Raw genomic sequence first — 18806 nt, forward strand, 5'->3', positions numbered from 1 at the left:
CATCAGCGACGCGGAGATCCAAAGGGTGCATCGAATACGCTTCCTCCCACGGCAGGAAAATATGTCCAGCCGTGGCCGCGAAGCGCACCCTAGGTCTGTAAGATATCCACAAAACTGAAAAAGAATGTAAGGGATTTTGTCGAAAAATATTTTTTGGACACCCCTGAGGGGCCGAAAAGCCTTGATAAATCAACATTTCTAGAGGGAGGTGGTGACAGTGGGCAATCAAGCACCGAAGGAAACAAAGGAAATCCGGGCTCTTCCAGTGAAAATTGAAGTCCGTCAATTGGCCGAGGGGGAAGAAAAACGCACCATCTCCGGATCGATCAAGTACAACACCGAGAGTGCAGAGATGCGGGACTGGTGGGGCGACACATTCGTCGAGGAGATCGCGGCCGGCGCGTTTGATGAAAGCCTAAAAACACGCGGTGTCGTCGGTCTCTGGTCGCATGACACGTCTAAAGTGCTTGGAAGCACGAAAAGTGGGACGTTGCGCCTGGAGAGCACGGAGAAGGAGCTTCGTTTTGAGCTGGATTTACCGAACACCACAGTCGGCAACGATGCCTGGGAGATGATCAAACGGGGAGATGTCGATGGTGTATCGTTTGGCATGCGAGTCACGAAAGACAAATGGTCACAAGTCGATCGCGACGGAAAAAAAATCTACAAACGTTCCATTTTGGACGCGGAGCTGTATGAAATTTCTCCTGTTGCTTTCCCTGCTTATCCGGCCAATGAAGTGTCGGTCCGGTCGCTTGATGAGTACCGGGAACAACAAAAACGCGCTTCGAACGAATACAAAAAACGAAAACTAGCCATTGAGTTAGAGCTGATATAAAACGGCTCTTTTTATTTTGACTATAGGAGGTTGAAAAAGTATGGATAAAGAACTGCGCGAAATGTTACAAAAGCTGGAGCAGATGAAAGCCGAAGTCCGCGCTCTCTTAGGCGAGGATAAAGTCGATGAAGCTGAAAAACGAATGGAAGAAGTGCGGGCGTTGCAAAAGAAAATTGAAGTACAGCGGCAATTGGAGGAAGAAGAACGTGGCGGTCTAGGCCTGGGCGGCGGTTATTCGGTTGGCGGCGAAACTCGTGCTGTCACAAAGGAAGATGCCGAGTTGGAACAGGAGTATCGGCAAATCTTTATGAAGGCGATTCGTCGCCGTCCTGTGTCTTCTGACGAACGAAGCATCATCGCGGAATATGAAAAACGCGCCGTCATGAATGAGGGCGGAACCAATCCAGCAATTTCGGATGGGGACTCGTCTTTAATTGTTCCGAAAGACATCCAGACGCGCATTTACGAAGTGATGAGAGCGCAAAACGACTTGTCTCAATATGTTCGCGTCGAGGAAGTGACCACCTTATCGGGATCTCGCGTGTTGGAGAAAGATGAAACGATGACGCCGTTTGCGTTGATTGATGAATACGGCGTGCTCCCGGAAACGGATAATCCTAAATTTGTGGCTGTCTCGTACTCTGTGAAAAAACGCGGCGGCATCTTGCCGATTACGAACGAGCTTTTAGCTGATAGCGATCAGAACATTATTAATTACATCACGCGTTGGATTGGTAAGAAAGCCGTCGTTACGCGTAACAAGTTGATTACGGATCTCCTTTTGACTATGACTCCGAAAGATTTAGCGGATCTTAAAGCGGTTAAAAAGGTATTCAACGTTGATTTAGATCCGGCCATCAGTTTGAGTTCTATTGTATTGACCAACCAAGACGGATATAACTGGTTAGATAGCCAACAAGATGCGAACGGTCGCTTCTTGCTGCAAGATGATATCACACAGCCGGGGCGGAAGCTGTTGTTTGGCCGTCCAGTTGTCGTATGTTCCAATCGCTACTTGCCGTCGATCACCGGAACGACGAACAAGGCTCCCATTTTCATTGGGAATCTTGAAGAGCTTATCGTATTGTTCACGCGTCGATTCTTTGAATTGGCGGCAACGAAAGAAGGCGGCGATGCATTTAAACGCGATACGACGGATTTACGCACGATTATGCGTGACGACATTAAATTTTGGGATACGGGCGCGGCTGTATACGGCCAGTTGGCGCTGAGCTAATGACGGGGGCAACCCCGTCCCCTTTTATTGGGGGTGATCGTTTTGATTATTACGCTCGACGAAGCGAAGCAATGGTTGCGCGTTGAGCATAGTGACGAGGACGGCTTAATTAGTACGCTGATTAATGCGGCAGAAAAATACTTGTTCAATGCAACAGGGAATACGTTTGACAGTACCAATGAGTTGGCTAAGCTGTTTTGCTATGTGCTAGTGACCGACTGGTACGAAAACCGCGAGATGATCGGCAAAACGAGCGAAAAAGTGCGGCATACGGTTGAAAGTATCGTAGCGCAATTGGCCTATTGTAGCGAAACGACAACGTAGAAAGGAGGAAGATCATGAGCGAGAAAACGGAAAAGCGTGTTGAAAAAGAACTGAAAAGTCTTGTTTTGGTGTCTCCGTCGGGACACAAGTACGAGGTGACGGTGTCGGATACAGGGAATTTGATTGTGACGTATAAAGCTAGTGAGGCATGATAAGGTAGGGGTTTTGATGGATCCAGGTCTTTTCCGTCACCGCATCACATTTCAGCAATACGACGAGAATGCTACAAACGAAAACGGCTTTCCTCTTGAAGACAGCCAGCGATGGCAAGACGTAAAAACTGTCTGGGCGATGATAAAGACGCTTCAAGGTCGTGAATATTACCAGGCTGCCACAACACAAAACGAGAGTACAGTTCGTTTTGTCATTCGATACACAACCGGTATCAATCCAGATATGCGTATCAAGTATAAGGACCGGATATTTGATATTTTGTCTGTCATAAATGATGATGAGCGTAATGTCACGATGACGATTGTGGCAAAGGAAGTGATGTGATGGGCTTTAAGTTAGAAGGAATGCAGGAGTTGCTAAAAAAGTTGGAGACGTTAGGGAGTGAAGCTGAACAAGTCAAACAAGAAGCACTTATAGCTGGTGCAAAAGTTGTGCAGCAAGCAGCCTCACAGAAAGCACCACGAGATACGGGAAAACTTGCGGAAAACATCGTCATTTCTGATATCAAGGAAGATGGAACAGTAGATATCGGACCGGATCGTGACCGTTTTTATGGGCTGTTTGTCGAATTTGGTCGAAAAGCAGGAGAGAAAAAAGGACGAAAATATACGAAAGCAGACCCTCATCCTTTTTTGCAGCCAGCTTTTGAGGAGAACATTGATCGTGTGCAAGATGAAATGGCCGATGTCATTCGGCGGGAGTTGAGGTTATGAGCTTAAACAAGATGATCATCGATACACTCAAACCTCTTGGTGTTCCAGTAGCATTTCAAACGTATGAGGGAAAAGAAAAGACGTATATCACCTTTTTCGAATACAATCAGTTTTCCGCGCTAAATGCGGACGATGAAGAGCAACAAACGGCACACTTTTTTCAAATTGACATTTGGAGCAAAACGGACTATACCGATCTAGCACAACAAGTCAAAGAAAGAATGGTAGCAGCAGGATTTCGACGCACATCGGAAGTGGATTTATTCGAGCAAGAAACAAAAACGTACCATAAAGCAATTCGATTTTCTTATGTTGGTTAGGAGGGAATACAATGGCGGTAATCGGTTTAAAACATCCGTATGTGGCCAAGTTGATTAAAGATGATTTCACCGGCGTTCAGTACGATACGCCGAAGCGATTAGCGAAAGCGATTGAAGCAAAAATTAGCCCAAAGGTAAATACAGAAACGTTGTATGCGGATGACGGACCGGCTGAAGTTGCATCGTCGCTTGGTGAAATTGAAGTAGAAATCGGAGTGGATGATATTTCAACAGAGATGCAGGCATTTCTATTAGGCGCAACGATTAATGATGATGGTGTCGTGATTCAAAAAAGCGGTGATACAGCGCCATATGTCGCGCTTGGATTTATTCTTCCTCTTTCGAACGGAGGGCAGAAATATGTGTGGCTGTACAAAGGGAAATTCGAATTGCCGGAAGAGCAATACAAAACAAAAGGTGAGAAAGTCGAATTTCAGACGCCAACGTTGAAAGGGAAATTTGTAAAACGAGAATTTGATGAGGCGTGGAAAGCATCGGTCAATACGAAGGATCAGGGTGTTGATCCAGCAGTCATTCAAAACTGGTTTAGCGCTGTATATCAAGAAACGCCGTAAAGGGAAAGGGGAAGCCCTTTCCCTTTTTCATTTCATAATGTGGAGGGATGAACATGCAAATTACATTATTAATCGATGGTCAAGAGAAAACATTCACTGTTCCATTCGTCAAAGCACGTATGTTTCGTCGAGCGTTAGAACTTCGCAAAAAATATGACTTTAACAATATTGATGTGGAGGCGTTGGACTCTATCATTGCTTTTATTGTTGAATTGTTTAACGGACAATTCACAGTCGATGAATTTTACGACGGCATTGCGGCGGAGCGCCTCATTCCAACCATTTCAGATTGCATGAATAAAGTCATTGGAGTGGCCAAAACGAGCGACCCAAACGTGTAACGGGGTCTGAAATGGACCCGTATGACGCGGTGAAAGAGTTTTACTTAACACACATTAAGAACGGCGTACCGATGTATCTCGTGGATGAGATGGACATCGGTTTTTATTTTGAACTTTTGGACTACGCAGAAGAAAAAGAGACACGGAAAGAACGGCTGATGGTTGAACAGCTGTTGTAAAGGTGGTGAAACGATGGCGGAAGTTGGTACGTTGCGAGTGTCGCTTGGTTTAGACAGTGCGAACTTCACGGCGAGCATTGAAGCAGTCAATCGTAAATTACGGCTCGTTGATGCTGAGTTTAAAGCGGCTACTGGCGGTGTGAAGGATTTTGAAAATAGTTTAGAAGGATTGCAAATTAAGGCGGATTCCCTCACACAGAAGCTACAGTTACATGAGGCGAAAGTCGCTGAGTTAAAGCGCAGATATGAAGAAAGTGCCCAAACGAAAGGAAAAGACGCAGCCGAAACCGAGAAATTGCTTATTGCCTACAACAAAGCTGTCGCAGAAATGAAAAAGACAGAGGCACAGTTACAACAAACAAATAAAGAGATTGAAAAGCAATCAGACGGCTTTAACAAGTTAGAGCAAGCAGTAACGCAAAGTTTGCAAAAAATTGACCAGCAGTTGAAAGTGATTGATTCTGAATTTCGTGCTGCAACAGCAGGTATCGAAAATTTTGGCTCAACGTCTGAACAATTGCGTACGAAAACAAATAGTTTGGCGCAAACACTGGAATTGCAGAAAACGAAAGTATCAGAATTAAAGCAATTATATGATGAGAGCGTAAAGGCAAAAGGAGCGGATGCGAAGGAAACGAATGAACTGTTAATCGCTTATAACAAAGCGACAGCAGAAATGAAAGAAACCGAGGCGCAGCTACGGCAACTAAACCAAACGATTCAACAACAAGCAACAGCTTGGGGACAACTCCAAACAAAATTGAACGAAACCGGCCAGCGCTTGCAAGACGTCGGAAATAACCTTCAATCGTCTGGAGCGCAAATTGCTGCCTCATTCGGTGTAGCAAGCGCAGCGATTGGCGGAGCGCTTGGTGCAGCAATGAAAAAGTCAGCAGATTTTGAAGCGCAACTTTCAAGGGTTGGTGCAGTCGCAAATGCAACGCCAGCAGAACTAGAAAAGCTAAAACAATCGGCGCTTGATCTTGGTGCGACGACTTCCAAGTCGGCAACCGAAGTCGCACAGGGAATGGAAATTATGGCCGCAATGGGATACAACACGAATCAGATTCTGGCGGCCATGCCAGGGATTATCGCAGCGGCAGAGGCGTCGGGAGAAGATATGGCTTTAGTTGCTGACACAGTATCATCAGCACTCAATGCATTCGGCCTTGAAGCAGGAGAGGCGGCAAGAGTAGCAGATGTTTTAGCACAAGCGGCAAATGATTCTGCAGCTGGTGTGCAAGATATGCAGTACACGTTCAAGTATGCTGCCCCAATCGCAAAAACATTAGGAATTTCACTTGAAGAACTTGCAGCGGCTACAGAAATTATGGCGAATAACGGTATCCGTGGCGAACAGGCTGGTACAACACTGCGTGGAGCCCTCATTCGATTATCTGATCCACCAAAAGAAGCGCGAGAGGCGTTAGCTTCATTAGGTATCCAAGTGACGGATTCTCAGGGTCGTATGCTACCTTTCGGCGACATTATCGGTCAACTATCTGAGAAAACCAAAAATATGAGTAATGCGCAAAAACTTGCGGCGCTTTCTACTATTTTCGGAACGGAAGCAGCTAGTGGAATGCTCACGGTCATTGAAGCTGGACCACAAAAATTAGACTCCTTGACGAAATCCCTTCAAAACTCAAGTGGGGCATCGAAAGAAGCGGCGGAAAAAATGAAAAACAATTTAAAAGGTGCGCTTGAGGAATTAGGTGGCGCTATCGAAACGGCACAAATTTCTATCGGGGACGCATTAGCGCCAGCTATTCGGGTAGTTGCAGAGGCATTACAAGGCTTATTTAATGCTTTTAATAGCCTCCCAGAAGGAATGAAACAATTCATAGCAATCGGAGCTGCTATTTCAGCTGTGCTACTCGGAGTTGTCGCAACAATCGGTGTGGTATTGTCGATTGTAGGAACCGCCATGCAAGGGTTTGGGGCGTTGGCAAGCGTGCTTGCTAGTGCTGGTGGAATGGCAGGGGTCTTTTCAAGCGCGATAGCTGTTATTACCGGTCCGGTCGGGGTTGCGATCGGAGCAATTGCTGGATTAGTAGCTATCGGTGTTGTGCTGTATAAAAACTGGGATGAAATCAAAGCGTTTCTATCGGCAACGTGGGAAGGAATAAAAGCAGTAGCTGTGGCGGTCTGGGATGGGTTAAAAACGTATTTTACAACGATCTTTAATATTTATAAAACGATTTTTACAACCATATGGGAAGGAATTAAAACGGTAGTCACAACGGTTTGGGAAGGACTAAAAACAGCGGCTACAGCTATCTTTGAAGGAATAAAAGTGTACTTTACGACTGTACTCAACATATACAAAACAATCTTTGCGACTGTTTGGAACGCAATTAAGACAACTGTTATCGCCGTTTGGGATGGACTAAAAGCAACGGCAACGACTATTTTTAATGCAATCGCGTCATTTTTATCGAATGTGTGGAATGGTGTCAAAACGAGCGTTAACAATATCGTTAGCAGTTTATCTTCTGCTGTACAAAGCACATTCAACAGTTTAAGAAGTGCTATTTTCAACATCTTTGGCGGTGTAAGAGATACGTTAATCAATATATGGGAAGGTATCAAAAACACCGCGAGAAGTTGGGCAAGTAGCTTTGTAGAAATCGGGAAAGACTTGCTTCGTGGCATATGGAACGGTATGAGCAACATGGCAGATTGGCTATGGGAAAAGGTTAAGTCGATGCTTTCTGGACTAACCAATAAAATTAAAGACTTTTTCGGCATTCGCAGTCCGAGCCGTTTGTTTGCGGAATATGGCGGATATTTGTCACAAGGTTTAGCGATCGGTATTACTGACGATGCAAAGCTCGCTGAGAATAGCGTTGTTGATATGGCAAAACGAGTAGCAAAAGCCGGTCAACAAATCGGAAACATCGCGCTACCGAACATAAAGCCAGCGGCGATTCAGCATGTTGTTGAAACGAATGTGGTCGGTAACGTTATGTCAGGCGCTTCGAGCGGAGGACCGACAATCATTATCGAAAACATGGTCGTTAGAAACGACGAGGATATATATCGCATTTCGCGCGAGTTATACTCGATATCCCAATTCTCCCGTAAAGCAAGGGGGATGAGGTAATGTCTAAGGGGTTTTCTTTCAATGGAAAACACTCAAGGGAAATGGACATTCTTGTCACAGATTTAAAAATGCCACTTGTGTCAAATATGAAAGATACCTACGAGTCTGTGCCCGGACGCGATGGGAATATACTCTTTCCGGGATGGTTGGAAGATAAGCGAATTGAATGCATGCTCGGTGTTCGTTGTGTGCGATCTGAACGAATCGCTAAACTACGTGAAGTGGCACAATGGCTCTATACGCGAGAACGAAAGCAACTTATTTTTGACACGTCGCCGGATGTGTATTATATGGCGAAGGTGGCAGGACAAGTGGACGTTGAGCATTTGCAAGGGATATCGCTTGTGAAGGTGGCGTTTCAAGCGGAGCCATTCGCATATAGCGTCAATAAGAAGAGCGTGTCTAAGCAAATCACTTCAAGCGACAAACAAATCACTCTCGCTAATAACGGAACATATGACGTGTTTCCGATAATAAAAATATCGAACGCTAATACAAATTCCTTGTCTTTGACGCTCGGGGGCGACAAACTAACTATTTCAAATACCCTCCAATCAAGCGATGTACTGACAATCGATTGTGACGAAATGACCGTTTTATTGAACGATACCAATATTTTAGACAAAACGACGGGCACGTTTTTGTCTTTGCAGCCGGGCACAAATGTAATGACCGTCGAGGCGCAGAATACGCTAAACGTATCGGTGGAATGGCGCGAACGATTCTTGTAGGAGGTGAGAATGTTGAGCTTTTCAAGAAAAATCGAACACCAGATGGTGCTATATGACCTTACTGGCAAGCCACTCGGTGTTCTGAAAAATGCGTACAACATTGAACATGAAGAGACACTAAATGACGCAGAAGTGCTCACGTTCTCACTTCCTCGTGATGATCGTCTTGCCCGAGTGATGATGAACGACATGGAAATCATCTACATGGGCAAGCGCTTTTTTATTGCCGAAATGAACGATGGACGCGATGCAAATGGAAAACCGATTTTCGATGTTGTCTGTCCATCGTATTTCGTGAAATTGCTCGATACGTTTCTAATTGAGATTACCATTGACCGCAAGACGCCGAAAGCTGGGCTTGAACAGATCGTTGCTCGCACGGGTTGGGTAGTTGGGCGTGTAGAGGCGCTGTCGTCACAAGAAACACAGCACTCGATGAGTGAAAAGAGGAAGTCGGCGCTCTGGGCGATTCGGCAATGGGCGAAAATCACAGGGCATGAAATTCAATTTGATACGGTGAAAAAAGAGATTAACCTTGTTAAACAGATTGGAACGAATCGCGGCTACGGATTCCGATATCGAAAAAACTTGAAGGAAATCAAGCGGACGATTCGTGCACCGGAAGCGACAGTCCTCTATCCATACGGCAAGAATGGGCTGTCTATTGAAAGCGTGAACGACAACAAACCGTATGTCGAAGATTACTCTTGGTATACTAGCTTGGGAATCCCGTTGATTGAGGCAAAACAAAAGTATCGCAAAGAGTATGTGTGGGAAGATGAGCGTTTCTTGCTTGCTGGAGACCTCATGCGTGCGGCACAAGAAAAACTGAAAGTATTGTCGCGGCCGGTGATTTCGTATCAGTGTAAAGTCATCGACTTATCTGCATTGACAGGAAATTCACAATATGAGTTTTCTGTTGGTGACTACGTGAATGTTTTCGATGATGAACTTGGAATCAACGTTCAGACACGTATTGTTCGTATGCGGCGTTTTCCCGATGAACCGTATCGAAATGAAGTGGAGTTGTCGTATATTATCCCAGGCATTCATACACAGGAACAAGATCAACTCACTTCATCTGATGTTTCGTTGTCACAGCCTTCCTTCATTGTTGGAACGAATGAAAAAACACTCTCGATAGGTACATCCGTGCAAACAGCTCTTTCGCTTGTTATTACGAACTTTAGTTCAGCAAACGCACAAGTAGGGCTATCGCTTATCGGACAAGCATCGACGACGATGACCGTTGAAATATCATTTATGTACGGCGGGAAACCGACATTTAATACAATCAAGCAAACATGCCAAGCTGGATTTGTGACAATCGGCGTTCCGTTTCTAATATTACAAATGCCTCCCGGCTCGGCTTTTTTGGATGTGCAAATGAAAACAAACACAGGAACGCTGACAATTGACCCACGCGGGCTACAAGTGTTTGTGTATGCAGCAAATTTACTTGGTGGTATTTCTGATCGCTTGCCGCGTGCGAATGTGACGGAAGAAATTCAATGGAAAACCGCAATTTCACCATACACAAGCCGTTTCCAATCGGTTGTTAACGGTCAAATTGTCAGCACACAAGTCGTTGTTCCTGTATCTGCGAATATCGTTGAGTCTATATCGCGATGGCGGAAACATGAACAAATTCGTCCGTTTCCAGCGGTGTCAAGTACAGTACAAATCACATTGAAATGAGGTGAAGGCGTTGGAATTTGATGTCGAACGAGCATATCACTCGCTCGCGAGAAAAGAAAATTTCGTGACTGGTGAAGTTATTGAAATGTTGAAACATAAAGTCAGTTCCATTCCGATTCGCGGTTTTACAAAAGTTGAACTTTTCGATGAGAAACGATTCGGGAAAAAAGTTGAAGAAGTCACGGCAGAAAACTTTATTTCGATTAATATGAAAGATTATCTTGAGTATATTTTGATGGTTGAATACTCAAAAATTGGAGCATGGTCTACTAGCGGAAAATCTTTTTCTGAATCGGATATGAGACCTGTCACAAGTAAAAACTTACCATTCGACACGATCGCCCTCACGACAGATTCCAGACCTGAAAATCCACAAAATGAGCGTGTTGTGATGGGGATATCGTCGGCTATGCCTTCAAAAATGAGTATGTCGGTACAGATACAAAGCGCGGGACAATTAACGCGACCGAGAGCTACGTAGATAAAGGGATTGCCCATTTTGTTTTCGATTTTTCTACACAAGCGGCGAATGGGACATTTTCGTCGGTAGTGTGGTATTCAGACATAGGAAGTACCTCGTCAATATCAAGTCAGCGATACTACCAGAAAAATTACGGATGGTATGTAGCGTTAAAAGGGAATAACGGGATAGCGAATAACTCCGATTGTAGAGGTGGTCTCTGTTTTGACGGTTCTAGTTTTTGGACGATGGAATCAATCGGAAGTGGAGCGAAAAAAATAGTTGAGGTACTGGTTACACCGGGGACGAACGGAAAAAATGCAACTTTTACACTTGGACGCGTTTGGGATACAAACTTTTTGTCAGTTTATGATGTCGCTTATGATATGACTTATGACGCAGATTTTATCTATTACGTGATGGCGAATAAAGGGAGTTATAATACAATCTATAAAATCAAAAAGTCAGATGGAACAAAAAGCACCATCACACTTTCTGGATTCCAGTATTTGTACGCAATAGAAAGAGTAGGAGCATATTTCTATGTATTAGGACAATCAGCCACACAAGCAAATGGACAATACCCGTTGCGATGGGCAAAATACGATAGCAATTTTAATATCATTGAAGCAAAAAATATTTTCGATACAAGCGTTGTTGCATATGGAATGGCACATAACCAGCAGAAAAACGAAATTGCTGTTCGGACAAGCAATGGTATGTTTATTTATGATTTATCGATGAACAGGCTGTCATATGCAATTTCACAGCCGAGCTCGCCGTCATCCTATCCCGGAATAGCTGTGAAAGATGGAGAGTATTTCTTGCGTGATGAATATTCATTTTATATGGCCGAGCTAGGCTCGCTGGGAGCACGAAACCTTCTCCCGACACCGGTAACAAAGACGAGTACAAACACGATGAAAGTGACCTATGATTTTATGTTTGTATAGGAGGATGCACATGGAACGATTCGATGTCATTTATAAAACCGCCGCGGCTGCGGTTGGGGCTGTTGTCGGGTATCTTTTCGGCGGATGGTCAGAACTGCTCGGTATTTTGCTTGCGTTTGTGATTCTTGACTATGTGACAGGTGTACTAGCTGCCAGTCGCGAAGGGAATCTGCGAAGCGCAGTTGGTTTCAAGCGCATTCCGAAAAAAGTCATGATTTTCGCGCTAGTTGCAGTCGGCCATCTCATTGATCGTGCGGTTGGAACAAATGGACTGTTCCGAGACGCAACGATCTTTTTTTATTTAGCGAATGAGCTACTTTCGATCATTGAAAATGCCGGACGAATTGGACTTCCTGTGCCAGAACAAATCAAGCAGGCAGTGGAAGTGTTGAAAGGGAGAAGCGAGAAAGGAGAAGGGAAAAATGTCTAAAATCTACTGGGATAAAGGGCATGGCGGCGATGATCCTGGCGCGGTGGCAAATGGACTACAGGAGAAAAACTTGACTCATAAAATCGTAGAATATGCCATGGTTTATCTCGAAGCTAACTACACAGGCTTTGAACAACGTGTCACTCGTACAGGAGACCAAACACTGACGTTGTCCCAACGCGCCGACATGGCAAACGCATGGGGCGCGGACGTATTTGTCAGCGTGCATATCAATGCTGGCAAGGGCACAGGGTTTGAAAGCTATGTCCATCCTAACGCATCACCACAGTCAATTGCATTGCAAAACGTGCTGCATGGTGAAATTTTATCCGCAATGCGGGGATTCGAAGCTATTACAGACCGTGGAAAAAAGCGAGCGAACTATGCAGTACTTCGAGAAACAAGAATGCCTGCCGTGTTGACAGAAAACTTGTTCATTGATTCAAACGACGCCAAGCTATTAAAAAACGAGGCGTTTCTCAAAGCAGTAGGTGAAGCGCACGCACGTGGCATCGCAAAATTCTTGGGGTTGCCGCAAAAATCAAAACCAACACCGTCGCAACCTCAACCTCAACAAAAATCGTCTGACGGAAAACTCTATCGCGTGCAAGTCGGGGCGTTTACTGATCGCGAGAACGCCGAGCGGCTGGCGGAAGAATTGAAGAAAAAAGGGCATCCGGTGTTTATTACAGATTGATCCCCGATGTGTAGCAGTTTTTTTATTTGGGTTGATAAACTTGATAAATTATAATAACCCCTTGCAGACCTAGCAAGGGGTTATTGTTCGATAAATTGTTCAGCAGCTTCAAATATAGGCATGGCAATGCGGAGCATTTCATTTTCTCCGTAGTTTTTATATATGACTAAATTTCCGTCTCTAGTTAGCAATGTTTTTATTGCATCTTCTTCTTCGCCTGTTACGGGAATATCGATTCTCAAAGCAGAAATTGTTCCGCCACTTGTTTCATATCGCTCCCAATCATCACTTTCAGTTACAGAGCCTCCACCTAAATAAGCAACTTGAACATTTTCAATTTGCATACCTCTAAACCAGCCACCTTTTATGTCACCTTCCCTGGATTGTTCAAGGTATTCTTTAAATGCAACAAGATCAATCTTGACGCTCTTGGCGATTAAATGATTATCTGGTTTATTATGCCGTCGCAATCGTTTTAAGGCCTGTTCAGAGATAATCCTTTTCCCTGATGTATACAAAAACTCTCGATTTTTTATGAAACAAGGGAACTGTTCCTCTTTAGAGATTGCTACTAGCTCGTGAATTGATCCGTCTTCTAAAATTCCTTTCCCTTCGAATTTATCAGCAATCTCGTGAATAATTTGTACTTTTTCCAAGTCGATTCGTGTATATTCACTTTTTCCGAGATACTTTACAGTTGTTCTGAATGTATTTTGAGTATACCCAGGATTTACCTCTGCAGAATGCACAGGAAATTCATTGGGATATTTTTCGATTTTATATAGCTTTATTGATTGCGGCATTTAAACTACATCTCCTTTGGTTTATGGTTTATGATTCAAGATAGTCTTAATAACATATTTCTTATCGAGCCATTTAATTCCTCTCGACGGTTAGTGGTTAAACTCAAGTATTTTTCGTTAACCTCCTCATTAGCCCTTGGGTTTTTGACCTTTATTGAGAATCCATCCACTTCGTCTTGTGTAAATTCATTAATAAATTGTTTTATTAAGAAGTTTCTCGGCATGTCTTCTGGCTCGATCTTAAAGGAATATTTTTGCTCAATCGGTTTATAGTGTTGCTCGAAAAAGAAATAAAAATCTAACAATATTCCGTTAATGGCTTTGTTGTTATCTTTAAATCGCAATGATGCATCGGTTTTAATGTTAACATATACAAGGTCATTCCCATCATCGTCAACAAAGTCGGCATCCGTAAGTGTAACGTTGAGATACATGACATATTTCTTTAGAAATAGTTTCAAATTTTTTAACTTATCAAACGAAGGCTGAACTGCATCTGGCTGTTTTGAGTCTAATCCATTGTTTTCCAAAGCTTTTCTGGCTATCTTTTCGAGCTCGCTTTCTTGAGAAGTTAGAGAAGGTAACCTGTCTTTTCGCACAGTGAATACAGCGTTTGCTTCCCATTTAAACATTCCAAACCCTAAAAAGTACTTAATTTTCCTAAAAAACTTCTTAACGGATCTGGAATTATTATAAATAGTTGCACATAGGGCTATGGATAGACCTATCCCAGAAGAAGTAAAAAGCACTCCCCACCCGTTTTTATATATTTGTATACACAGAGCTATAAGATAGATGATCACCAAAATAAACCATTTATTGTGGGCTACCCATTTTTTTATATCCACTGCAAATCACCGCATTTCTTAATAAATAATTGATGATCAAATACCTAATTCATATTAAACAATTATGAATAAGCTTAAAACAAGCAAAATGATCATAAAAATTCCGTTTATGGGCTGAAACTTGTCGCCTTTAAAGCCCTTTTTTTATCCATATCTCCTCAAGCGGTCTCTTCAGTTCCGCACAGATTGCATAGGCCACATCGAACGATGGTAGCTGCTTATCATTAACGATGGCGCTTAGCGTTCCAGGGCTAATATTGATCCTCTTAGCGAATTCCCCGTGTTTAATGCCCTCTTGGGCTAGGATCACCTTTAACATACATTTATATCCGGTCATCGAATCCCCTCCGATTTTTCATTTCGCCGTAAGACCGTTCCGATCCTTCTACAAAGGATAAGCTATATCAGAATTTTTTTTGATGGACAAGATAAACGGACAAACTCCGGCACATAGGCTAATAACACGAAAGCCCCACAGTAGCAAAACTGCCCCTACACTGTATTAGACGTCCTAGCACCACTCTCGCAACATGATTCTGAAAGTGTTGCACGTTCGTTCCGAACACTTTTCCTACACTTTTTCTCTAGCGCACTTGTTACAGGCAGAAAGATTTATGCGACAAGGAAGCCAGCGCGTGTTAAGGAGTGAAGCGACGAGGCGGAAAGAAGGGGGAGCGCGATGGGGGGAGAAAACCACAAACACAGGAGGTGAGAGGCAGTGTTTTTCAAACGTCAGACAGAAATCATCCCGTTTCGAGAATTCATGGCTGGGAAACAGATGGCTGGAAAACAGACAAAGGCAGATGAAGTTGTCTCGGCATTGTTCCCGGTCATTACTCCGCATCATTTATTTCCTGTTCAAGATCCCGATTTTGCCTTGCTGATGACGGGAGTCGGATCCATTACGCTGGCGGCATTTTTGGAGCGAGGGCTAGTCATGATGGGGGCGACCGACTTAGCTGAAAAGGTCGTCGGTTGCGGCCGCATTGTATTTCCGGTAGTCGTTTACGGGGCGGTGTTGTGGTTATTTTTTAACCTGGGAGGGCTGTGATGTGATAAAAGAATGGCTGCAAAAACAACGAGCGAAGTCTCAGTTACGAAAGGCATTTCAGGCGGCCGGGTTGTATGTGACCTATCGGAGTGGCGAGCGGGAGCTAAAAGTGTTTCCGAAGATTCACAGTGTAATAAATGATATCGATCGGATTGAGTATGTGTTTACTCTCATTAGTGGCATGGATCCAAAAGAGGTTTTGAAAAAAGAATATGTGTTTCAACAAGTGTTCGGTCAGCATGTTCAATTGGGGGGAGATTATAAAAGATTTACGCTGACCATTTATCATCGAGGGTTACCCAATGAGCTTTCCTATAGCTTTGAAAAGATCAAACCGCATCTCGAGGGGTTAGCGCTTCCGATTATTTGTGGAATGGATCGATATGGACAGTATATCGCCTATGATGCGATCCAAGAGCCGCATTTGCTGATCGCTGGCGAGAGCGGAAGCGGGAAGTCAACGCAGCTGCGTTCAATCCTCACAACACTTATTCAATACTACGATGATAGTAAACTCCATATTTACTGCGCTGATTTGAAGATGTCAGAGTTTCATATTTTCAAACGCTGCCGGCAAGTGATGGCAGTTTGCACGACGCCGGGGCAATTAAAAAAGATGCTATCGCTTATTCAGATCGAAATGAATCGGCGCAGTCAGCTTCTTAATGAGAAGGAAGTGGCTCACATAAATGATTTACCAGAGTCGGAACGCCCCCCTATCATTCTCATCTGTATCGATGAGCTAGTCGTTGTGAAAGACGAAAAAGATATCATGGACACGTTGGTTCAGCTTGTAGCAATCGGCCGAGCGCTCAATATGATTGTGATTTTATCCATGCAGCGGCCGAGTCACGACATACTGGATACAAAAATACGGGCCAATTTAACGGTGCGGATGGGCTTCCGTGCGGCCGATCTATCGAATGCGAAAATTATTGGCACACCTGGAGCGGAAAAAATCAGCATTGAACAGCGAGGCCGTTTCCTGCTGAAAAGGGAAGGATTGACGGAGATACAGGCGCCGTTTTTGTCTATGGAACGAGCGAAGAAGATTCTCGCGGCATACAAGGTGGCAGACCGTGGGAATGTATTGCAAGCTGGTTTGGATATGACTGACCCTCAGGATCATGTCAGTGAAGAAATGATTTTAGGGGTGTTAGATGATGGCTCTAACCAAACGTGATAAAGCGATCATCGCCGATTTGCAACGGTTTCGGGTGATGAGCCGAGACGACATCGCCGATATCCATTTTCGAGGATTGAAACGGCCACAAGAAAGCGCCAATAATGTCCTATTGCGGCTGGTTCGCGACGGGCATATACAGCGATCCACGGCATTTGTTCCGTACGTGTATTTTTGCGCTGACAGCAACATCAAAAAGAACGGTTCATCACCAAAAGATGCACTTGACTTTTAAAGACAAACATGATAGCAATGTTGCTCAAAGAGATGTGTGGTATAAAAAGGAAAAATGCTGTTTTGATTTTCTCTATCATAATCGTCTTTCTTTGTCAAGTACACTTTGTGGTGAAGAGCCAAAAGAACTCGCAAAAAATCCCGCACTACCTCGAAATTGTCAAGGTGTATAAAGAGATCATTTCAATTGGACCGGTGGAACAGTTTATCGTCGAGCCGAAATATCGAAAAGGGCTGGCTGAACCCGACGCGTTTTTTATCTATCAGCGGACGCCGTTTTTCCTCGAGTGCCAACGTACTTTTTACACTGAAAAAATGATCGAGGAAAAACTAAGCCGGTATATCGCACTATACGAAAGCGGGCTGATCGCCGAAGAATCTTGGCAGCCGGCAGGAAAAGTAGTATTCCCGTACATTCTCATACTGTCAGACACAAGGTATGCTCTTGATCGGCCATATCCTTTCCGGGTATTCCAGGCGCCGTCGTTTCTGGGGTTCTTGCGGTCATTGAAACAGCCTCAACAGTCGCAGTCGTCCTACTCTGACATAAAGGTTGCTGGTGCGCGATTGAAACTCCGGGATCAATGAGGAGGGGAAACTGCGATGGATAAATTAATAGTAAAACTGCTTGTTCTACACGCTTTTGTCGCTGATCAGAAAAGGGAATATGCTAAAATGGAAACAGAAGACGTTGTGGAACAGGCTTTTGCCGAGGGGGTCGTCGCGGCGTGTGAGTTTTTTGAAGAGGCTTTAGAGCATATGATGGATTATAGATAGCGAGGCCGATGTGTATAGCGTGTATAGTTGTATCAGTACAACCGCCATTCCACGCTCATGTCGGCGTATCGCAATATTAAAGACGAAAAATTCCGCTATTATATTTTGAAGCAAAAATCGGATGTGTTCCATGCGATGAGAACATTTTTCCGCAAAGAAGAAAGCAAGCAGCTCGTTTGACCCTCTTCATATGGCGAAAAGAGGGTTTTTCTTTTTGGAAAGGCGGGAGGGCGAGGCCCTCCCTAAAATAAGTTATTGCTTTTGCAGTGTCCCCGCCATGGCGAGTACGGCGCCAAGCACGTCTTCGTTGCTTGGAGCGTGCACGGTCAATAGCATCGGCGTTGGTTGGGCGCTGGCGATGACATGAACGGTGACACCGTCCGCTTGGGCAGTGTACCAAACGGCATCAGCGAACGGCTTAGGCAATCCGTTCGTTTGTTGGCGGGCGGCGTTGGCGTCAACCGCTTGGGCATGTTCTTGCGCTAGTTGCTCGTAGTTTGTTTCCCCCTCCGAAAGCAAGCGGATGCGGGCGAATGCGTCGCCATGAAGCAAGACATCGGCGCCCGGTTCTTCGGCGTCAAGGGTCCATCCTTCCAAAACATAGAGGGAAAAATGTTGATTGTCGCTCGTTTGCAGCGTTGCCGTTTTCGTGATGGTTTGTTTCCCTTCTTGATAGGACAAGGAAACGGTCGGTTGTGAAGCAGCAGATTGCTCTTCTTTTGTCGTTGATTGCTCTTCCTCTTTCCCGGTTGGTGATGTTTGCTCTTTTGCTTCTTTCGAGGAAGAATGTTCTGTGGATGACGGCGCATCAGACGATGGTTTTGGATCGTCGGCTGTCTGCTCTTCCTTTGCCGCCTGTGTCGTCTCGTGCTCTTTCGTTCCACAGCCAACCAGCAAGACGGAGGCGACAGCGAGAGAGAACAACAGTTTCCAGTATCGAATCATGTTCATTCCTCCCTACGTTCCATATACCCCCCATTATACCAATTAAAACGGTGGAAACAAACAGACTCGTTTCCCTATTTTTTTGTTTGTTTCGCGTGCAAGGCGATATGCGCCCCGCCCCAAACAGCGGCGACGAGCAGAATGAGTGAAGCCAATCCGCAAAGCATGCGGTCACCTCCTCGTGTATAC

General features: G+C 44.5%; 27 protein-coding genes. 23 read left to right on the forward strand and 4 right to left on the reverse strand.

Annotated elements, in window-relative coordinates:
• Positions 1-217: 217 nt before the first annotated feature.
• From A0V43_RS00195 to A0V43_RS00260, 17 genes are all read left to right on the forward strand, one after another.
• Positions 218-838 (forward strand): HK97 family phage prohead protease, encoded by a 621-nt coding sequence (locus tag A0V43_RS00195; protein WP_128577951.1) that lies wholly within the window; start codon positions 218-220, stop codon positions 836-838.
• Between the two features lie 40 nt (positions 839-878).
• The gene (locus tag A0V43_RS00200; protein WP_063192073.1) at positions 879-2075 is read left to right on the forward strand and encodes a phage major capsid protein; all 1197 of its coding nucleotides are present in this window, start codon (positions 879-881) and stop codon (positions 2073-2075) included.
• Between the two features lie 42 nt (positions 2076-2117).
• The gene (locus tag A0V43_RS00205; RefSeq protein ID WP_063193766.1) at positions 2118-2399 is read left to right on the forward strand and encodes a head-tail connector protein; all 282 of its coding nucleotides are present in this window, start codon (positions 2118-2120) and stop codon (positions 2397-2399) included.
• A 14-nt stretch (positions 2400-2413) separates the two neighbouring features.
• On the forward strand, positions 2414-2551 hold the full coding sequence (locus A0V43_RS19610) for a hypothetical protein (protein ID WP_164834600.1): 138 nt from the start codon (positions 2414-2416) through the stop codon (positions 2549-2551).
• A gap of 16 nt (positions 2552-2567) precedes the next feature.
• Positions 2568-2897: a phage head closure protein gene (locus A0V43_RS00210; protein ID WP_063192074.1), complete on the forward strand. Its 330-nt coding sequence runs from the start codon at positions 2568-2570 to the stop codon at positions 2895-2897.
• Positions 2897-3286 carry an HK97-gp10 family putative phage morphogenesis protein gene (locus A0V43_RS00215; protein WP_063192075.1) on the forward strand — a complete coding sequence of 130 codons (390 nt, stop codon included), beginning with the start codon at positions 2897-2899 and terminating at the stop codon, positions 3284-3286. The genes A0V43_RS00210 and A0V43_RS00215 overlap by 1 nt, the downstream gene beginning before the upstream one ends.
• 11 nt (positions 3287-3297) lie before the next feature.
• Positions 3298-3606, forward strand: coding sequence for a tail completion protein gp17 (gp17, locus tag A0V43_RS00220; protein ID WP_236930872.1), 309 nt, complete (start codon positions 3298-3300; stop codon positions 3604-3606).
• A gap of 11 nt (positions 3607-3617) precedes the next feature.
• Positions 3618-4181 (forward strand): major tail protein, encoded by a 564-nt coding sequence (locus A0V43_RS00225; RefSeq protein ID WP_063192077.1) that lies wholly within the window; start codon positions 3618-3620, stop codon positions 4179-4181.
• A 53-nt stretch (positions 4182-4234) separates the two neighbouring features.
• Entirely contained in the window at positions 4235-4522 is a 288-nt protein-coding gene (gene gpG, locus A0V43_RS00230; protein ID WP_063192078.1) for a phage tail assembly chaperone G, read from the forward strand.
• A gap of 11 nt (positions 4523-4533) precedes the next feature.
• The gene (locus A0V43_RS19615) at positions 4534-4701 is read left to right on the forward strand and encodes a hypothetical protein (RefSeq protein ID WP_164834587.1); all 168 of its coding nucleotides are present in this window, start codon (positions 4534-4536) and stop codon (positions 4699-4701) included.
• A gap of 13 nt (positions 4702-4714) precedes the next feature.
• The gene (locus A0V43_RS00235; RefSeq protein ID WP_063192079.1) at positions 4715-7807 is read left to right on the forward strand and encodes a phage tail tape measure protein; all 3093 of its coding nucleotides are present in this window, start codon (positions 4715-4717) and stop codon (positions 7805-7807) included.
• Positions 7807-8538 (forward strand): distal tail protein Dit, encoded by a 732-nt coding sequence (locus A0V43_RS00240; protein WP_063192080.1) that lies wholly within the window; start codon positions 7807-7809, stop codon positions 8536-8538. Before A0V43_RS00235 ends, A0V43_RS00240 begins: the two co-directional genes overlap by 1 nt.
• Before the next feature lie 9 nt (positions 8539-8547).
• Complete coding sequence (locus A0V43_RS00245; protein ID WP_063192081.1) at positions 8548-10236, forward strand: phage tail protein; 1689 nt, start codon at positions 8548-8550, stop codon at positions 10234-10236.
• Between the two features lie 10 nt (positions 10237-10246).
• Positions 10247-10717 (forward strand): hypothetical protein, encoded by a 471-nt coding sequence (locus A0V43_RS19925; RefSeq protein WP_206501570.1) that lies wholly within the window; start codon positions 10247-10249, stop codon positions 10715-10717.
• A 227-nt stretch (positions 10718-10944) separates the two neighbouring features.
• Positions 10945-11649, forward strand: coding sequence for a hypothetical protein (locus A0V43_RS19930; protein WP_206501571.1), 705 nt, complete (start codon positions 10945-10947; stop codon positions 11647-11649).
• A 10-nt stretch (positions 11650-11659) separates the two neighbouring features.
• The gene (locus tag A0V43_RS00255) at positions 11660-12079 is read left to right on the forward strand and encodes a phage holin family protein (protein WP_063192082.1); all 420 of its coding nucleotides are present in this window, start codon (positions 11660-11662) and stop codon (positions 12077-12079) included.
• Positions 12072-12776: an N-acetylmuramoyl-L-alanine amidase gene (locus A0V43_RS00260; RefSeq protein ID WP_063192083.1), complete on the forward strand. Its 705-nt coding sequence runs from the start codon at positions 12072-12074 to the stop codon at positions 12774-12776. The genes A0V43_RS00255 and A0V43_RS00260 overlap by 8 nt, the downstream gene beginning before the upstream one ends.
• An 80-nt stretch (positions 12777-12856) precedes the next feature.
• Here A0V43_RS00260 and A0V43_RS00265 read toward each other — a convergent pair whose 3' ends face one another.
• From A0V43_RS00265 to A0V43_RS00275, 3 genes are all read right to left on the reverse strand, one after another.
• Positions 12857-13579, reverse strand: a complete 723-nt coding sequence (locus tag A0V43_RS00265) for a hypothetical protein (protein ID WP_063192084.1) — start codon at positions 13577-13579, stop codon at positions 12857-12859.
• 35 nt (positions 13580-13614) lie between these two features.
• Positions 13615-14427 carry a hypothetical protein gene (locus A0V43_RS00270; RefSeq protein ID WP_063192085.1) on the reverse strand — a complete coding sequence of 271 codons (813 nt, stop codon included), beginning with the start codon at positions 14425-14427 and terminating at the stop codon, positions 13615-13617.
• A gap of 130 nt (positions 14428-14557) precedes the next feature.
• Positions 14558-14764 (reverse strand): helix-turn-helix transcriptional regulator, encoded by a 207-nt coding sequence (locus A0V43_RS00275; protein ID WP_063192086.1) that lies wholly within the window; start codon positions 14762-14764, stop codon positions 14558-14560.
• 381 nt (positions 14765-15145) lie between these two features.
• On the opposite strand from A0V43_RS00275, the gene A0V43_RS00280 reads away from it, so the two are divergent.
• Genes A0V43_RS00280 through A0V43_RS18380 form a run of 6 tightly spaced genes read left to right on the forward strand, consistent with a single transcriptional unit; the run spans position 15146 to position 17852 of the window.
• Positions 15146-15478: a hypothetical protein gene (locus A0V43_RS00280; RefSeq protein ID WP_063192087.1), complete on the forward strand. Its 333-nt coding sequence runs from the start codon at positions 15146-15148 to the stop codon at positions 15476-15478.
• Between the two features lies 1 nt (position 15479).
• Positions 15480-16661 carry an FtsK/SpoIIIE domain-containing protein gene (locus A0V43_RS00285; RefSeq protein WP_063192088.1) on the forward strand — a complete coding sequence of 394 codons (1182 nt, stop codon included), beginning with the start codon at positions 15480-15482 and terminating at the stop codon, positions 16659-16661.
• Positions 16639-16896, forward strand: a complete 258-nt coding sequence (locus tag A0V43_RS00290; RefSeq protein ID WP_206501572.1) for a hypothetical protein — start codon at positions 16639-16641, stop codon at positions 16894-16896. Before A0V43_RS00285 ends, A0V43_RS00290 begins: the two co-directional genes overlap by 23 nt.
• A 17-nt stretch (positions 16897-16913) precedes the next feature.
• Positions 16914-17483 (forward strand): hypothetical protein, encoded by a 570-nt coding sequence (locus A0V43_RS00295; RefSeq protein WP_206501573.1) that lies wholly within the window; start codon positions 16914-16916, stop codon positions 17481-17483.
• A gap of 15 nt (positions 17484-17498) precedes the next feature.
• Positions 17499-17672, forward strand: a complete 174-nt coding sequence (locus A0V43_RS19620) for a hypothetical protein (protein ID WP_164834601.1) — start codon at positions 17499-17501, stop codon at positions 17670-17672.
• A 27-nt stretch (positions 17673-17699) separates the two neighbouring features.
• Entirely contained in the window at positions 17700-17852 is a 153-nt protein-coding gene (locus A0V43_RS18380; protein WP_442899700.1) for a hypothetical protein, read from the forward strand.
• Between the two features lie 72 nt (positions 17853-17924).
• Here the strand turns inward: A0V43_RS18380 and A0V43_RS00300 are convergent, their stop codons facing one another.
• On the reverse strand, positions 17925-18617 hold the full coding sequence (locus A0V43_RS00300; RefSeq protein WP_063192090.1) for a hypothetical protein: 693 nt from the start codon (positions 18615-18617) through the stop codon (positions 17925-17927).
• Between the last annotated feature and the right edge of the window lie 189 nt (positions 18618-18806).

Source organism: Geobacillus sp. JS12 (genome assembly GCF_001592395.1).
GTDB lineage: Bacteria > Bacillota > Bacilli > Bacillales > Anoxybacillaceae > Geobacillus > Geobacillus zalihae.

What these genes read in the sequence shown, in the direction of transcription:
- A0V43_RS00290 (WP_206501572.1), top strand. Translation starts at nt 16,639, where the DNA reads ATGATGGCTCTAACCAAACGTGATAAAGCGATCATCGCCGATTTGCAA.
- A0V43_RS00260 (WP_063192083.1), top strand. Translation starts at nt 12,072, where the DNA reads ATGTCTAAAATCTACTGGGATAAAGGGCATGGCGGCGATGATCCTGGC.
- A0V43_RS00255 (WP_063192082.1), top strand. Translation starts at nt 11,660, where the DNA reads ATGGAACGATTCGATGTCATTTATAAAACCGCCGCGGCTGCGGTTGGG.
- gp17 (WP_236930872.1), top strand. Translation starts at nt 3,298, where the DNA reads ATGATCATCGATACACTCAAACCTCTTGGTGTTCCAGTAGCATTTCAA.
- A0V43_RS00240 (WP_063192080.1), top strand. Translation starts at nt 7,807, where the DNA reads ATGTCTAAGGGGTTTTCTTTCAATGGAAAACACTCAAGGGAAATGGAC.
- A0V43_RS19615 (WP_164834587.1), top strand. Translation starts at nt 4,534, where the DNA reads ATGGACCCGTATGACGCGGTGAAAGAGTTTTACTTAACACACATTAAG.
- A0V43_RS19620 (WP_164834601.1), top strand. Translation starts at nt 17,499, where the DNA reads ATGGATAAATTAATAGTAAAACTGCTTGTTCTACACGCTTTTGTCGCT.
- A0V43_RS00215 (WP_063192075.1), top strand. Translation starts at nt 2,897, where the DNA reads ATGGGCTTTAAGTTAGAAGGAATGCAGGAGTTGCTAAAAAAGTTGGAG.
- A0V43_RS00210 (WP_063192074.1), top strand. Translation starts at nt 2,568, where the DNA reads ATGGATCCAGGTCTTTTCCGTCACCGCATCACATTTCAGCAATACGAC.
- A0V43_RS19610 (WP_164834600.1), top strand. Translation starts at nt 2,414, where the DNA reads ATGAGCGAGAAAACGGAAAAGCGTGTTGAAAAAGAACTGAAAAGTCTT.
- gpG (WP_063192078.1), top strand. Translation starts at nt 4,235, where the DNA reads ATGCAAATTACATTATTAATCGATGGTCAAGAGAAAACATTCACTGTT.
- A0V43_RS00235 (WP_063192079.1), top strand. Translation starts at nt 4,715, where the DNA reads ATGGCGGAAGTTGGTACGTTGCGAGTGTCGCTTGGTTTAGACAGTGCG.
- A0V43_RS00200 (WP_063192073.1), top strand. Translation starts at nt 879, where the DNA reads ATGGATAAAGAACTGCGCGAAATGTTACAAAAGCTGGAGCAGATGAAA.
- A0V43_RS00265 (WP_063192084.1), bottom strand. Translation starts at nt 13,579, where the DNA reads ATGCCGCAATCAATAAAGCTATATAAAATCGAAAAATATCCCAATGAA.
- A0V43_RS19930 (WP_206501571.1), top strand. Translation starts at nt 10,945, where the DNA reads ATGGAATCAATCGGAAGTGGAGCGAAAAAAATAGTTGAGGTACTGGTT.
- A0V43_RS00225 (WP_063192077.1), top strand. Translation starts at nt 3,618, where the DNA reads ATGGCGGTAATCGGTTTAAAACATCCGTATGTGGCCAAGTTGATTAAA.
- A0V43_RS00295 (WP_206501573.1), top strand. Translation starts at nt 16,914, where the DNA reads ATGTTGCTCAAAGAGATGTGTGGTATAAAAAGGAAAAATGCTGTTTTG.
- A0V43_RS00245 (WP_063192081.1), top strand. Translation starts at nt 8,548, where the DNA reads ATGTTGAGCTTTTCAAGAAAAATCGAACACCAGATGGTGCTATATGAC.
- A0V43_RS00275 (WP_063192086.1), bottom strand. Translation starts at nt 14,764, where the DNA reads ATGACCGGATATAAATGTATGTTAAAGGTGATCCTAGCCCAAGAGGGC.
- A0V43_RS00300 (WP_063192090.1), bottom strand. Translation starts at nt 18,617, where the DNA reads ATGATTCGATACTGGAAACTGTTGTTCTCTCTCGCTGTCGCCTCCGTC.